Source organism: Stenotrophomonas sp. YJH_SMC_19 (genome assembly GCF_059367915.1).
On sequence record NZ_JCAFRI010000005.1, the window covers coordinates 12682 to 27990 of the forward strand.

The following is a 15309-nucleotide window of genomic DNA, read 5'->3' on the forward strand; positions in this document are numbered from 1 at the left end:
ATGACAGCCATGCCCCCCGCCCCGGCATCGGCCGCCGCCCTGCCCTCGCTGGACCGGGTGCTGCGCCTGCCTGCACTGGCGCCACTGATCGAAGGCCACGGTCGAAGCCGCATCACCCAGCTGCTGCGTTCGCACCTGCAGGTGCTGCGTGAGCGTGTCAGCGCCAGCCAGTTGTCGACCGCGCAGCTGCAGGAAGCGGTCGACGGCCCGGCGCTGGTGGCAGCGGTCGAGGCCGCACTGGCAGCCGATGCACGGCTGGACCTGCAAGCGATGTTCAACCTGACCGGCACCGTACTGCATACCAACCTGGGTCGCGCATTGCTGCCCGAGGCCGCGGTGCAGGCAGTCACCCGCGCGATGACCGCGCCGGTCGATCTGGAGTTCGACGTCATCCGTGGCCGTCGCGGCGACCGCGATGCGCGGGTACAGGCACTGATCTGCGAACTGACCGGTGCCGAAGCCGCCACTGTGGTCAACAACAATGCGGCAGCGGTCCTGCTGCTGCTCAACAGCCTGGCCAACCGCCGCGAGGTGGTGGTGTCGCGCGGCGAGCTGGTGGAGATCGGTGGTGCCTTCCGCATCCCCGATGTGATGCGCAGCGCGGGCGCGCGGCTGCTGGAAGTAGGTACCACCAACCGCACCCATCCGGCCGACTTCACCAACGCCATCGGCGCGCGCACAGCGCTGCTGATGGAGGTGCATGCCAGCAACTACGCGATCAGCGGATTCACTGCCAAGGTCGACACGGCGGCGATGGCCACGATCGCGCACGAACACGGCCTGCCGCTGGTGGTGGACCTGGGCAGTGGCAGCCTGTGCGATCTGGCCACGTTCGGCCTGCCGCACGAGCCCACCGTGCAGGAAACACTGGCGGACGGCGCCGATCTGGTTTCGTTCAGCGGCGACAAGCTGCTGGGTGGCCCGCAGGCCGGCATCATCGCCGGTCGCGCCGACCTGATTGCACGGATCAACCGCAACCCGCTGAAGCGGGCACTGCGCATGGACAAGATGGGCCTGGCCGCACTGGAAGCGGTGCTGGCCCTGTACCGCGAACCCGAGCTGCTGGCACAGCGGCTGCCGACACTGCGCACGCTCTCGCGCACGCAGGATGACATTGATGCGCAGGCCCAGCGCCTGCTGCAGCCGATGCGTGCCTCACTGGCGGCGGACTACAGCCTCGAGCCTGCTTCGATGCACAGCCAGATTGGCAGCGGCGCGCAGCCACAGGCGCAGCTGGCCAGCGCCGGACTGCGCATTACCAGCGCGCGCCGTGGCGGACTGGATCTGCTGGCCAAGAGCCTGCGTCAGCTGCCGCGACCCGTGCTGGGCCGCATCTCCGATGATGCGTTGTGGCTGGACCTGCGCTGCCTGGAACCCGCCGACGAAGCGCGCTTCCTCGACCAGTGGAGCACGCTGAAGGCATGATCGTCGGCACCGCCGGGCATATCGACCATGGCAAGACCAGCCTGGTGCGGGCACTGACCGGCATCGAAACCGATCGCCTGCAGGAAGAGCGTACGCGTGGTATTTCCATCGAGCTGGGCTATGCCTATGTTCCTGTGGAACGCAGGGACGGCACAGGTCCTGTCGCGACACTGGGTTTCGTCGACGTGCCGGGCCACGAGCGCTTCGTGCACACGATGGTGGCCGGCGCCACGGGTATCGACGTCGCCCTGCTGGTCATCGCTGCCGACGACGGCGTGATGCCACAGACCCGCGAGCACCTGGCCATCCTGCAGCTGCTGGGCGTGAACCGGGGTGCGGTGGCGCTGACCAAGATCGACCGTGTGGATGCGGCGCGCCTGGCCCGGGTCGAGATCGAGGTCGCTGCCCTGCTGGCCGGCACGCCGCTGCAGGATTCCCCTGTGTTCACCTGCAACAGCACCGCACCGGACGATGCTGGCATCAACGCGCTGCGTACCCAGCTGCACGCGTGGGCGGCGGACGACGCCAGCACGCGCCAGGCCGAACTGCGCAGCGAGCTGTTCCGCATGCCGGTGGACCGCGTGTTCTCGCTGGCCGGCCACGGCACGCTGGTGACCGGCGCAGTGCACGGCGGCATCGCCTCGGTGGGTGAGCATCTGCAACTGATGCCGGCCGCCACTGAAGTGCGCATACGCAGCATCCACGCGCAGAACCAGGCCAGTGACCACGCGATGGCCGGGCAGCGCTGCGCGCTGAACCTGGCGGCCATCGCCCGTGATGACATCCGCCGCGGTGACTGGATCGCCGACGCACGCGCACTGCTGGCCACCACCCGCGTTGATGTGCGGTTGCGGCTGTCCGCGTTGGCCGCACCGTTGCGCGACTGGGCACCGCTGCATATCCACTGGGGCACCATGCACCGGCAGGCCCATGTGGTGCTGCTGGAGGACCATGACCACGGTGATGGGCAGTTGGTGCAGCTGGTGTTCGATGCTCCGGTCTGTGCGATGTGTGGCGATCGCTTCATTGCCCGCGATTCAGCGGCCACCCACACGCTGGGCGGCGGCCTTGTGCTCGATCCGGACCCGCCACAGCGGCGCCGGCGCAGTCCTGCACGGCTCGCATGGCTGGGAGCACTGGAGCAACTGGCCGCGGGTGCGGGAATCGGTCCACTGTTGCAGCAGGCGCCCTTCGGCGTTGCCATGGCCGCGCTGCAGCGCTACTGCCGGCGCGCCGCCGACCGGATCGATCTTCCTGCAGACACGCGACGCATCGTCACCCGCGAAGACACGGTAGTCATCCTTGTGTCGCACTGGCAGGCATTGCGCGAGCAGGTGATCGCCTCACTGCGTGGATGGCATGAGCGACGCCCGGACGAACCCGGTGTCGACAGCGGCCGCCTGCAGCGCAGCACCCTGCCCGCGCTTGCAGCGAGCCTCTGGAATGCGCTGCTGCAGGACCTGCTGGACGACGGCAGCGTGCAACGCGTGGGTGCCTGGTGGCGCCTGCCCGGGCATGACCATGCGCCACCGGAACGCGAGCGTCTGCTGCTGGAACGCGTGCTGCCGCAACTGCACGCCGGTGGCTTCGATCCGCCGTGGGTGCGCACCCTTGCTGCCGAGATCGGCCTGGCCGAAGACGAAGTCCGCGCCGTCCTGCGCCGCGCCACCGCACGTGGCGAGCTGTTCCAGGTGGTGCCGGACCTGTTCTATGCACCCGCGTGCATTGCCGAACTCGCCGCGATCGTCGCGCAGCTGTCACAGGCCAGCGGCACGGTGGATGCGGCCACGTTCCGCGATGCCATCGGCCTGGGCCGCAAACGCAGCATCCAGATCTTGGAGTTCTTCAATCGCGTTGGCTACACTCGACGCGTCGGTGACCAGCATCGGCCGCGCGGCGACCTGCAGTGGAACGCAGCCCGCGACTGAGCCCACCGGTACCGCCGTACTTTCGGAAGGCATGCGCATCCGGGCATGCGGCTGGGCTTCAAACCCAGTAGGGGGCGTCGATCGTTCCCTGGTAGGTTCGACTCCTGCTGCCTTCCGCCATTCGCGTTCCCGCAGGAGATGTCGGCATGGCCACGCACGCGCAGTCCCCCGCCCCTTCAACGGCCGATGCCCCGCAACGACTGACCTCTCTCGCGCATGGCGGCGGCTGCGGCTGCAAGATCGCGCCGGGCGTGCTGAGCGAACTGCTGCGTGGCGTTCCAGCACTTCCGGCACCGGCTGAGCTGCTGGTGGGCCGTGAGAACAGCGACGACGCCGCGGTGTATCGCCTCGATGATCGCCAGGCAATCGTCGCCACCACTGATTTCTTCATGCCCATCGTCGACGACCCGTTCGACTTCGGCCGCATCGCGGCCACCAACGCGCTGTCGGACCTGTATGCGATGGGCGCGCGCCCGCTGTTCGCACTGGCCATCGTCGGCATGCCGATCAACACGCTGCCGCAGGACACGATCCGCGGCATTCTGCAGGGTGGCGAACGCGCCTGCGCCGATGCTGGCATCGTGGTCGCTGGTGGCCACAGCATCGATTCGGTGGAACCCATCTACGGCCTGGCTGCGATCGGCGTGCTCGACCCGCAACGACTCAAGCGCAATGCCGATGCCCGCGCCGGCGACGTGCTGGTGCTGGGCAAGCCGTTGGGCGTGGGCGTGTATTCGTCAGCACTGAAGAAGGAAGTGCTGGACGCCGACGGCTACCAGCAGATGATCGCGTCGACCACCCGCCTGAACACCGTGGGCGTGCCGCTGGCTGCGCTGGACGGCGTGCATGCCATGACCGACGTCACCGGCTTCGGCCTGCTCGGCCACCTGCTGGAAGTGTGCCGCGCCAGTGGTGTCGCTGCCGAGGTGGACAGTGCACAGGTGCCGCTGCTGCCGCAGGCGCTGGAGCTGCTGCAGCGTGGCTGCGTGACCGGCGCATCCAACCGCAACTGGGCCTCCTATGGCACCGAGGTGCGCTTCGCCGATGGGTTGCCGGCACACTGGCAGCCACTGCTGACCGACCCTCAGACCAGCGGTGGCCTGCTGGTGTCGTGCGCCCCGGAAGCGACGGATGCGGTGCTGGCCTGCTTCCACGACGCGAGGTTCGGCCAGGCAGCCGTGGTCGGGCGTTTGAGCGAAGGAGCGCCGGGCGTCAGCGTGCGCTGATGCGCTGGAACGACAAGGGCGCCCGAAGGCGCCCCTGCTGTACCGCTGGATGCAACATCACTCGATGTTCTGCACCTGTTCGCGGATCTGGTCGATCAGCACCTTCAGCTCCACCGCGGCATTGGACGTACGGCTGTCCACCGACTTCGAGCCCAGCGTATTGGCTTCGCGGTTGAACTCCTGCAGCAGGAAGTCAAGGCGGCGACCGACCGGCTCGCGCTGCTTGAGCACGCGGCGGATCTCGACGATGTGGCTGCCGAGGCGGTCCAGCTCTTCATCCACGTCCAGCTTCTGCAGCCACAGGACCAGTTCCTGCTCGGCGCGGCCGGGGTCGACCGGGTGCGGCAGGTCGGCCAGGCGTGCGGCCAGCTTGGCGCGCTGGCCGTCGCGAATGGCCGGAATCAGCGTGCGCACTTCGGTGGCGATGCGTTCGATGCCGTCCACGCGCTCGCTGATGGCCGCAGCCAACTTGCCGCCTTCGCGCTCACGGGCCTCGACGAAGCCATCCAGCACCTGGTCCAGCAGCGCCAGCGCCTCGACCTGCAGGGCGGCGGCGTCGGTGGCCTCGCCACGGGTCACGCCCGGCAGCTGCAGCAGGTCGGTGAAGCTGACCTGCAGGTTGGGGAAATCGGAGGTCAGGCGGTGCGCCAGGCGGCCCAGCTGGCCCAGCAGGGCCTCGTCCACCTGAAGGTTGGCCGCCGCTTCCGGCGCGCGCAGGCGCATCACCAGATCCAGCTTGCCACGGCTCAGGCGCGCGGCGATGCGCTCGCGCAGCTGCGGTTCCAGCGCCCGCAGCTCCTCGGGCAGGCGGGTGCCGACCTCCAGGAAGCGGTGGTTGACCGAGCGCAGCTCGCAGCCCAGCGTGCCCCACGGGGTGACCCGCTCGCCGCCGGCATAGGCGGTCATGCTTCGAATCATGGATTGTGTCCGGTGCGTGCAAAGGGGGAATGGTACCCTAGCGCCCTCACCAGAGCCCCCTTGCCCGCCCCGTGAAGGCCGCGGGCGTGGCGGCGTACTCCCTTGCCATTACGGAACCCGCACCATGTCCGATTCCCGCCCCAGCGGCCGCCAGCCCGACCAGCTCCGCCCGGTCGTCATCCAACGCGGCTTCACCCGCCACGCCGAAGGTTCGGTGCTGGTGTGCTTCGGTGAAACCCGTGTGCTGTGCACCGCCAGCGTCGAGAACCGCGTGCCGGGCTTCCTGCGCGGCAAGGGCGAAGGCTGGGTCACCGCCGAGTACGGAATGCTGCCGCGCGCCACCCACACCCGCAGTGACCGTGAAGCGGCCCGTGGCAAGCAGGGTGGCCGCACGCTGGAGATCCAGCGCCTGATCGGCCGCAGCCTGCGCGCCTGCGTGGATCGCAACGCGCTGGGCGAGCGCACCATCACCCTCGACTGCGACGTGCTGCAGGCCGACGGTGGCACCCGCACCGCCGCCATCACCGGCGCCTACGTGGCGCTGGTCGATGCGGTGAACGTGCTGATCAAGCGTGGCGACATCAAGCGCAACCCGATCCTGGGCGCAGTAGCCGCCGTATCGGTAGGCGTGTACCGCGGCACCCCGGTGCTGGACCTGGACTACGCCGAAGACAGCGACTGCGACACCGACATGAACGTGGTGATGAACGACGGTGGCGGCTTCATCGAGCTGCAGGGCACCGCCGAAGGCCACGCCTTCCGTCGCGATGAACTGGATGCGCTGCTGGGCCTGGCCGAAAAGGGCGTGGGCGAACTGCTGGCCGCACAGCAGGCGGCGCTGTCGGCATGAACCGCCGCATCGCCCTGACCACCCTGGTGGTGGCCGACTATGACGAAGCCATTGCCTGGTACACCGGCAAGCTCGGCTTCGCACTGTTGGAGGACATCGACCAGGGCCACAAGCGCTGGGTGGTGGTCGGCCCGACCGACGGCAGTGCCGCCGCGCTGCTGCTGGCCCGCGCCAGCGACGAGGAACAGCGCAGCCGCATCGGCAACCAGACCGGCGGCCGCGTCGGCTTCTTCCTCAACACCGACGACTTCCGCCGCGACCACGCGGCGATGGTCGCCGCCGGCGTCGAGTTCCTGGAAGCGCCGCGCGAAGAACCCTATGCAACGGTTGCGGTGTTCCGCGATCTGTATGGCAACACCTGGGACCTGCTGGAGCCCCGTCAATGAAGAAACTGGTACTGGCCAGCCACAACGCCGGCAAGCTGGTGGAGATGCAGGAGATCCTTGCCGATCTGCCGCTGCAGATCACCTCGGCCGCCGAACTGGGCCTGGGCGATGTGGAAGAGACCGGCCTGACCTTCGTCGAGAACGCGCTGCTGAAGGCACGCGCAGCCTGCGAAGCGACCGGCCTGCCGGCGCTGGCCGATGATTCGGGCCTGATCGTCGATGCCCTCGGCGGTGCGCCGGGCCTGTACAGCGCACGCTATGCCGGCCACCCGACCAATGCTGCGGCCAATAATGCCAAGCTGCTGGACGCGATGGCCGACATTCCCGATGGCCAGCGCAGCGCCCGCTTCTATGCGGTGATCGTGCTGCTGCGCCACGCCACCGACCCGCAGCCGCTGATCTGCGAAGGCCGCTGGGAAGGCCAGATCATCCGCGAACTGCGCGGCACCAATGGTTTCGGCTACAACCCGGTATTCCTGGACACCACCCACGGCCTGACCGCCGCGGAAATGGAGCCGGCACTGAAGAACGCCATCAGCCACCGCGCCATTGCCCTGCAGCAGCTCAAGCAGCAGCTGGCGACGCTGTACTGACGCCACCCGATCGACCCAGGGAAGCCGGCCAGCGGCCGGCACTACCGAAGAAGCCCATGCCGCACGCCCACGACCACTGCAACCACCTGCCCGGCGAAGCCTGCTCCGCCGACCACGACAACCCGCCGCGGCTGGTGCCGCCACCGCTGTCGTTGTACGTGCACCTGCCGTGGTGCGTGCGCAAATGCCCGTACTGCGATTTCAATTCGCACCAGGCCAAGGGCGAGCTGCCGTTCGACGCTTATATCGATGCGCTGCTGCGCGACCTCGACCAGGACCTGCCGCTGGTCTGGGGCCGGGTGGTGCACAGCGTGTTCTTCGGTGGCGGCACGCCCAGCCTGTTCCCGCCGGAGGCGATCGACCGCTTCCTGCAACAGGCCAACGCACGCCTGCGTTTCGCACCCAATGCCGAAATCACCCTGGAAACCAACCCGGGCACCGCCGAGCATGGCCGCTTCGACCGCTATCGCGCGGCCGGCGTGAACCGCCTCAGCTTCGGCATCCAGAGTTTCGACGATGCGATGCTCAAGCGCCTGGGCCGCATCCACGACAGTGGCGAAGCCGAGCGCGCGGTGAAGATGGCGCAGGACGCGGGCTACGACAACTTCAACATCGACCTGATGTACGCGCTGCCGGAACAGACCCTGGCCGGTGCCGAGGCCGACCTGGAACGCGCGTTCGCGCTGCAGCCGGCACACATCTCCCACTACCAGCTGACCCTGGAACCGAATACGGTGTTCTTCGCGCGGCCGCCGCAGGGCATTCCAGATGAAGACAACGCCTGGGACATGCAGGAACACTGCCAGGCATTGCTGGCACAGGCCGGTTTCGGCCAGTACGAGGTCAGCGCCTATGCGCGCCCCGGCCGGCAGAGCGCGCACAACCTGAACTACTGGCGCTTCGGCGACTACCTGGGCATCGGTGCCGGCGCGCACGGCAAGATCAGTTCCGGCGCCGAGGAGCATGTGCTGCGGCGTTGGAAGCTGAAGCACCCGCAGGCCTACCTGGACAGCGCCGGCACGCCCGCCTCGTTCGGCGGCGACGATGTGATCGCGCCGGAGCGCCTGCCGTTCGAATACATGCTCAACCTGCTGCGCCTGCACGAAGGTTTTGGCCTGCGCGATTTCGAGTCGCGCACGGGGCTGCCGCGCAGCGTGCTGGACGCTCCCCTGGCCGAGGCCGTGCAGCGCGGCTGGCTGGACATGACCGATGGGCATGTGCAGCCGACCGAGCTGGGCCGCCGCTTCACCAACGATGTGGTGAGCCTGTTCCTGGAAGATTGATCCTCGCCTGACAGAGGATCGTTCCGGCCGCTGGCCGGCAATCCGGTGAAGACATATCTGCCGGCCAGCGGCCGGCACTACCGTTCATCGGTCGGGCCAGGCCCGGCGGATGCGATTCACGTTCAGCCTAAAGTAGCGCCGACATCGGCCGACACGGTAGATTCACCAGATCGATCCGCGGGAATCCGGGTACCGCCTGCCGATGTCAGCTGTCTTTTCCATCACTCCTGCCGACAAGAACCGCCTGGCCGCCAGCGATCTGCCACCGCGGGTACGTGAGCTGCTGGGCGCGCTGATCGGCCTGTGCCGGCAGACGCTGGCGGCGCCCCTGATCCTGACCGTCGAGGCGCTGGAGCAGACCCTGCTGCACGACGCCGACCGCGCACGCAATCCGCAGCAGCAGGCCGAGCTGATGGCCCAGCGTGGACAGCTGCACGCCTTCGCCGGCCATTTCGCCGATCGCATGCTCGATGCCGTGGCCGGCGCCCTCGCGCGGTTGCGCGAACCGGTCAGCGGTGTCAGTACCAGTGCTGGGCCGCCAGCGCTGCCGGGCATGCTCGGGCTGTCGCTGGTTGATGAGCACGAAGTGGATCGCGACCTGCTGCTGACCGAGATGGTGCGGCGCGAAACCCTGCGTTCAACCAACACACTGAACCTGCTGGGCCAACGCCTGGGCGTGCTGGCGGCGGCGCCGGCCTTCGAGGCCGACACCCTGCCACTGGCACCGCAGGCACTGTGCGCGATGGTGCGCCGGATTGCCGAACAGGACGCGCTGAGCGTCGAGGTACAGCTGGCGCTGTATCGCAGTTTCGAACGGCAGGTGCTGGAACGGCTGGGCGATATCCTTGACCGTGCCAATGCCCTGCTGGCCCAGTCCGGTGTACTGCCGGGGCTGGTCTACACCCCCTACCTGGCACGCTCGTCGAGCACGCGGCGGATCATCACCCAGTCGGTGGGGGGCGGCCGCACCACGCAGCCGGCCAAGCGCACCGCAGCCCCCTTGACCGGCTGGAACGGTTCGGCACCGGCCGGCTCCTGGTCCAGCCTGGTACAGGACGCCTTCCACGAGGGCGGCGCAGCCGGCCCCGCCACGCCGGGCGTGACCACCTCCACTGGCAGTGCACTGCATGAGCTGCTGCAGCAGGCACGGCACGGCAGCCCTGCCCCGGGGGACAGCGGCGCGGTGCCCAGCGCGGCAGTCGACGCGGTACTCGCGCGCCTGCAGGCCCAGTCCAGTGCGGCAACCGGTGTGGCCGACCTGCAGGCTGCCGTGGTCGCGCAGCTGCGCAGCGAGCATGGTGCGCAGGCCCAGCTGGGCAGTCACGACCGGGACAACCTCGACCTGCTGCGCATGCTGATGCAGCAGGTGCAACAGCAACAGCGTCCCGATCCAGTGCCGGCCGCGCTGCTGGCCCGCCTGCAGGTACCCCTGGCACGCGCCGCCATGGCCGATCCGGGCTTCTTCGTGCGCGACGAACACCCCGCGCGTGAGCTGCTCAATCAGATCGCCGAAGTCGGCGCCAACTGGCTGGGCGATGAGGATGTCGACCCGCAGCTGCTGCAGCGCATGGCGCAGAGCGTGCAGGGCCTGCTGGGGCAGGATGCGCGTGCGCCGGAAGTCTTTGCCGCCGCCAGTGAAGACGTGCAGCAGCACCAGCGCGCGGCGGCCCATCGTGCCGAACTGGCCGAGCGCCGCCATGTGGAAGCCGCGCGCGGCAAGGAACGATTGGAACTGGCCCGTCGCCAGGCCACCGCACAGATCGACCAGTGCTGCGACACCCGGTCGCCACCGCGTTTCGTGCAGACCTTGCTGCGCCAGGCCTGGGCCGATGCACTGACCCTCACCCGCCTGCGCCATGGCGACGATTCACCGCAATGGCAGGAGCGCCTGCAACAGACCGAGCGCATCGCTGCCATCACCGCGCAGGCCATCGACGCCCCCGGCGGCACCGATACCGCACTGGCAGCGGACGTGGAGGCCGCATTGCTGCAGGTCGGCTACCACGCCGAGGAAGCCGCCGCTGTCGCGCGCAGGCTGGCCACGCCCGGCGGCGAGGATGAAAGCACCTCGCGTACCGAGCTCAGCGCACGCCTCAAGGCACGTGCGCGCCTGGGCGAGCACGCCGGCACGAACAGTGGCGCCGCACCTGCCACGCCGCGCAGCAGCGCCGAAGAAGCGGCCTACCAACAACTGTCCAGCCTGCCGTTCGGCAGTTGGTTCGACATCGACACGGGCGATGGCACGATGCGCCGCCAGCGCCTGTCCTGGTACAGCCTGCTGACCGGCCACGCGTTGTTCGTCAATGCGCGCGGGCAGAAGATCACCGATACCGACCTGGATGCGCTGGCACGGCAGATCAGTGCCGGGCGCGCGCAGCTGGTCACCGAAGACAAGGGCCGGCTGGTCGACCGTGCCTGGGAAGCCAGCCTCGGTGCGCTGCGCGCACTGGCCACGGCTCGCGCACAGGAGACCCCCGCATGAAAGCCGTACCGCCGCAGGACACCCGCCGCGCGCCGCGCCGCCAGGTCTCGGACCTGGTGCCGGTTACCGACCAGATGCGCGAGTGCGTGGTCGGGCGCCTCGGCAATGTCTCCGAAACTGGCATGCTGATGCTGGCCAGCATGCCGCTGCGCGAGGATGCGCTGTACCAGCTGCGCTTTCCCTTGCCATTGGGTGATGGCCGCCAGCAGGCCATCGACGTAGGCGTGCATCTGCTGTGGAGCGAGCCCGCACACGTTCCCGGGCAGAGCTGGACCGGCTTCCGCTTCCTGACCCTGTCGCGCGAACATCGGCAGCTGCTGCGGCAGTGGGTGGGCGAGGACAGCGACGAGGGACCGGTTTCGACGGCCTGAGTGCCGGTTCCGGCACAGCGGTTTTTCGCGGTATGCGGCAGAATCAAGGGCCGTTTTCCGTGTCGAGCCACCGCAATGATCCAGCAAGACCCCGGCGCCCTGTATTCCGACCACCTGGCCGTGCTGTGCCGACGCGCCGAACAGGCGCTGGCCCGCGGCGGCTTCGACCATCTGGTGGTGCCCAGCGGCACCCTGCACTACCAGGTGTTCGACGACCGCGACTACCCGTATGCGGTCAACCCGCAGTTCAAGGCCTGGCTGCCGCTGACCCGCGTGCCCAACAGCTGGATCGTGTTCACCCCGGGCAAGCGCCCGGCAGTGATCTTCCACCAGCCCTTCGACTACTGGCACGTGGTACCGGACGCCCCCAGTGGCTGGTGGGTGGAGCACTTCGACATCCACATCATCCGCAAGCCCGAAGAGGCGCTGGCCCTGCTGCCGGCCGACCCGTCGCGCTGCGCGATCCTGGGCGAGCCGCAGAGCGCACTGGGCAACTACATGCCGAACAATCCAGCGCCGGTGGTGAACTACCTGGAATGGCACCGCGGCAGCAAGACACCGTATGAAATCGCACTGATGCGCCAGGCCCAGGTGCTGGGCGTGCGCGGCCACCGCGCCGCCGAGGCCGCGTTCCGCAACGGTGCCGACGAATTCAGCATCCACATGGCGTACTGCCAGGCCGTCGGCCAGGATGCCAACGAGCTGCCCTACGGCAACATCGTGGCGTTGAACGAACACGCCGCCGTGCTGCATTACACCGAGCTGGGCCGCAAGGCACCGCAGCCGCTGCGCAGCTTCCTGATCGACGCCGGCGCCAGTGCGCACGGCTATGCCAGCGACATCACCCGCACCTACGCCGCGCAGGGCCACGACGAATTCGCCGCGATGATTGCGGCCGTCGACGCCGCCCAGCAGCAGATGTGCGCAGCGGTGCGCCCGGGCTTCGACTACAAGCAGCTGCACGTGGACGCACATCTTTCGCTGATGGGCGTGCTGAAGGACTTCGGCGTGATCAAGGTGTCGCCACAGACCGCGCTGGAGACCGGCGTCAGCGCCGCATTCTTCCCGCACGGCATCGGCCACCTGATCGGCCTGCAGGTGCACGACGTGGCCGGCTTCGCCGCCAGCGACGAAGGTGGCCGCATCGAGCGCCCGGCCGGCCATCCCTACCTGCGCCTGACCCGCGTGCTGGAACCGGGCATGGTGGTGACCATCGAGCCAGGCCTGTACTTCATCGACATGCTGTTGAACGAAGTGAAGGACGCCGGCCATGGTGATGCGATCAACTGGGAGCGCGTGGATTTCTTCCGTCCGTATGGTGGCATCCGCATTGAAGACGAAGTGCTGTGCACTGATGGCGAGGCGGACAACCTGACGCGGCCGGCGTTTGCGGCGGCGAACGGCTGAGCCCCTCGTGGTTGGTCGCTTGGAGCAAAAGCCGCGCTTTGCCGGGCGGGGTGGGTTTGCAGGACACGCCGTAAACCCATCCATGGGGGCTCGATGGCGCCATCCATGGCGCCAACGGTCCTGCAAACCCACCCCGCCCGGCCTTTGACAGTTTCCTGCGCGCGTCCAACCACGGAAAAGAAAAAGAAAAGCAAAAGCGGGTCGCTCGCTGCGCTCGCTCTGTGTCGACCAAGGTCGACACCTACCAACAGCCGCGCGTGCCAACAATCGCAATTGCCCGTAGATCCACGCCATGCGTGGATGATTCATTCGATATCTGACAGATGTGCCGACCAACGGTCGGCACCCACCAACAGCCACAGGAATCTGTCAGGGGTGGGGCGGTGTGGGTGGGCAGGACCGTTGGCGCCATGGATGGCGCCATCGAGCCCCCATGGATGGGTTTACGGCGTGTCCTGACCACCCACACCGCCCCGCCATCCCACGGAATGCCGCTCTGGCATTGGCAGTTGCCGTTGATTGCAGCAGGTGCAGGGCTGCAAGCCCTGCAGAACACCCCTTACCCCGCCATCACCGCTTCAATCTCGTCGGCGCTGCGCGCCAGGCCTTCGGTCAGCACGCGATGGCCGTCATCGGTGATCAGCACGTCATCCTCGGTACGGATGCCGATACCGCGCCAGCGCGGTTCCACCGTCGTGTCATCCACGCCGATGTACAACCCGGGCTCGATGGTGAACGCCATGCCCGGCTCCAGCAGACGCGAGTCACCCGCCAGGCGGTAGTCGCCCACGTCGTGCACGTCCATGCCGATCCAGTGCCCGGTCTTGTGCCGGTAGAAGCGCTGGTACAGGCCTTCGGCCAGGTTCTTTTCCAGCGTACCCTTCAGCAGGCCCAGCCGCAGCAGGCCCTCGGTCAGGGTCTGCACTGCGGCGAGGTGACCGGCTTCGTACGGCACGCCCGGCCTGGCCTGGGCCAACGCAGCGGCCTGCGCATCGCCGACCAGGTCGTGCAGTGCACGCTGCTCAGCGCTGAAGCGGCCATTCACCGGGAACGTGCGGGTGATGTCACTGGCGTAGCCACGGTACTCGGCACCGGCGTCGATCAGCACCAGCTCGCCGTCGCGCGAACGCGCGTTGTTGTCGCGGTAATGCAGGATGCAGCCGTTGCGGCCGGCGCCGACGATGCTGCAATAGGCCGGCACGGCGTCGTTGGCGCGGAACACGCGTTCCAGCTCCGCCTGCAGTTCGTACTCGTGGATGCCGGCCCTGGCGGCCCTCATCGCGGCCAGATGCGCACGCACGCTGATCTGCGCGGCGTGGTGCATCAACGCCACTTCGGCACCGGACTTGAACAGGCGCTGCTCGTGCAGCAGGTGGCCCAGTTCGAGGAACTCGTGCGGCGGCTGCGCACCGTGGCGCACCTGCGAACGCACGCGGTTGACCCAGCCGATCAGCTTCAGGTCGAAGTCGGCATCCCGGCCGAAGTGGTAGTAGACGCGCGAACGGCCTTCCAGCAGGCCCGGCAGGATGTCGTCCAGATCATCGATCGGGTAGGCGTCGTCCATGCCGTACTGCGCCACCGCGCCTTCCTGGCCGGCGCGGCTGCCGTCCCAGGCTTCGCGTTCGGCATCGCGCTCGCGGCAGAACAGGATGGCCTCGCCGTGGCGTCGGCCCGGGATCAGTACCAGCACTGCTTCCGGCTCCGGGAAGCCGCTCAGGTACTGGAAATCCGAATCCTGCCGGAACGGATAATGGGTATCGAGGCTGCGCACCTTCTCGGCCGCGGCCGGCAGCACCAGGATCGCGTCCTCGCCGGCCATGTCCATCAGCTGGCGGCGGCGACGCTTGTACTCGCCGGCGGCAATGCCGGTGCGCTGCTTGATGTCCATCAGTTCAGGCGCTGACGATGGCGCGAGGCCAGCACCACGTCGCCGTGCAGCAAGAGCACCGCCACGCGGATGAATTCCTCGATCTCCGACAGGGCTTCGTCGTCGTCATCGCCACCGGCCTCGAAATCCTCGCTGGAGGCACGCGCCAGGCTGGCCATGTCGGTCAGCGCTTCCTCGCCCTCTTCGGACAGGGTCGGGCGGCGGCCGCCGCTGCCCAGGCCGAAGCCGCCCAGGAAGGAACGGGTCCAGCTGAACATGGCATCGGCCTGCGCGGATACATCGTCGCCGTCGGTCAGCAGCAGCTCGAAGGCGAAGTCGCGGTCTTCCAGCTGCTTGATGGTGGCCTGCAGCAGCTGCCCCAGCACGCTGTCGGCAGCCACCGGCGGCAGGTTGTCGTCGGCCAGCACGCGCGCCGGCCAGTCGTTGCCGGGGGCGCCGCCGGCGGCCAGCCAGCCACACAGCGCGCCGTGCAGCTCGGCAGCGGTGGCGCCCAGGCCCAGTTCCTGGCTGGCGCGGGTAACGTCGTCGACGGAGGGAAGTTCGGTCATCGTG

General features: G+C 68.3%; 13 protein-coding genes and 1 tRNA gene. 11 read left to right on the forward strand and 3 right to left on the reverse strand.

What is annotated here, in order from left to right:
* The 4 genes from selA (at position 1) to selD (ending at position 4579) form a co-directional block, all read left to right on the forward strand.
* On the forward strand, positions 1 to 1425 hold the full coding sequence (gene selA / locus AC5P5R_RS07585) for an L-seryl-tRNA(Sec) selenium transferase (RefSeq protein ID WP_164281753.1): 1425 nt from the start codon (positions 1 to 3) through the stop codon (positions 1423 to 1425).
* Positions 1422 to 3353 carry a selenocysteine-specific translation elongation factor gene (gene selB, locus AC5P5R_RS07590; RefSeq protein ID WP_099484848.1) on the forward strand — a complete coding sequence of 644 codons (1932 nt, stop codon included), beginning with the start codon at positions 1422 to 1424 and terminating at the stop codon, positions 3351 to 3353. Before selA ends, selB begins: the two co-directional genes overlap by 4 nt.
* 24 nt (positions 3354 to 3377) lie before the next feature.
* Positions 3378 to 3473, forward strand: a tRNA-Sec gene (locus tag AC5P5R_RS07595).
* A gap of 26 nt (positions 3474 to 3499) precedes the next feature.
* A complete protein-coding gene (gene selD, locus AC5P5R_RS07600) occupies positions 3500 to 4579 on the forward strand; it encodes a selenide, water dikinase SelD (RefSeq protein ID WP_100438080.1) in 1080 nt (359 codons plus the stop codon).
* A gap of 57 nt (positions 4580 to 4636) precedes the next feature.
* Here the strand turns inward: selD and AC5P5R_RS07605 are convergent, their stop codons facing one another.
* Positions 4637 to 5497, reverse strand: coding sequence for a YicC/YloC family endoribonuclease (locus AC5P5R_RS07605; RefSeq protein WP_005410888.1), 861 nt, complete (start codon positions 5495 to 5497; stop codon positions 4637 to 4639).
* 124 nt (positions 5498 to 5621) lie between these two features.
* On the opposite strand from AC5P5R_RS07605, the gene rph reads away from it, so the two are divergent.
* From rph to pepQ, 7 genes are all read left to right on the forward strand, one after another.
* Positions 5622 to 6347, forward strand: coding sequence for a ribonuclease PH (gene rph, locus AC5P5R_RS07610; RefSeq protein WP_043034086.1), 726 nt, complete (start codon positions 5622 to 5624; stop codon positions 6345 to 6347).
* The gene (locus tag AC5P5R_RS07615; RefSeq protein WP_005414366.1) at positions 6344 to 6733 is read left to right on the forward strand and encodes a VOC family protein; all 390 of its coding nucleotides are present in this window, start codon (positions 6344 to 6346) and stop codon (positions 6731 to 6733) included. The genes rph and AC5P5R_RS07615 overlap by 4 nt, the downstream gene beginning before the upstream one ends.
* Positions 6730 to 7326: an RdgB/HAM1 family non-canonical purine NTP pyrophosphatase gene (gene rdgB / locus AC5P5R_RS07620; RefSeq protein ID WP_005410891.1), complete on the forward strand. Its 597-nt coding sequence runs from the start codon at positions 6730 to 6732 to the stop codon at positions 7324 to 7326. The genes AC5P5R_RS07615 and rdgB overlap by 4 nt, the downstream gene beginning before the upstream one ends.
* Positions 7327 to 7382: 56 nt before the next feature.
* On the forward strand, positions 7383 to 8609 hold the full coding sequence (hemW, locus tag AC5P5R_RS07625) for a radical SAM family heme chaperone HemW (protein ID WP_043034085.1): 1227 nt from the start codon (positions 7383 to 7385) through the stop codon (positions 8607 to 8609).
* A 202-nt stretch (positions 8610 to 8811) separates the two neighbouring features.
* Positions 8812 to 11091 carry a DUF1631 family protein gene (locus AC5P5R_RS07630; RefSeq protein WP_164281752.1) on the forward strand — a complete coding sequence of 760 codons (2280 nt, stop codon included), beginning with the start codon at positions 8812 to 8814 and terminating at the stop codon, positions 11089 to 11091.
* Entirely contained in the window at positions 11088 to 11462 is a 375-nt protein-coding gene (locus AC5P5R_RS07635; RefSeq protein WP_005410894.1) for a PilZ domain-containing protein, read from the forward strand. Before AC5P5R_RS07630 ends, AC5P5R_RS07635 begins: the two co-directional genes overlap by 4 nt.
* 75 nt (positions 11463 to 11537) lie before the next feature.
* Positions 11538 to 12869 carry a Xaa-Pro dipeptidase gene (gene pepQ / locus AC5P5R_RS07640; protein ID WP_043034083.1) on the forward strand — a complete coding sequence of 444 codons (1332 nt, stop codon included), beginning with the start codon at positions 11538 to 11540 and terminating at the stop codon, positions 12867 to 12869.
* 559 nt (positions 12870 to 13428) lie between these two features.
* Here pepQ and AC5P5R_RS07645 read toward each other — a convergent pair.
* The gene (locus tag AC5P5R_RS07645; RefSeq protein ID WP_086016280.1) at positions 13429 to 14751 is read right to left on the reverse strand and encodes an aminopeptidase P N-terminal domain-containing protein; all 1323 of its coding nucleotides are present in this window, start codon (positions 14749 to 14751) and stop codon (positions 13429 to 13431) included.
* Positions 14752 to 14756: 5 nt separating this feature from the next.
* Positions 14757 to 15305 carry a YecA/YgfB family protein gene (locus tag AC5P5R_RS07650; protein ID WP_014648288.1) on the reverse strand — a complete coding sequence of 183 codons (549 nt, stop codon included), beginning with the start codon at positions 15303 to 15305 and terminating at the stop codon, positions 14757 to 14759.
* Positions 15306 to 15309: the final 4 nt, after the last annotated feature.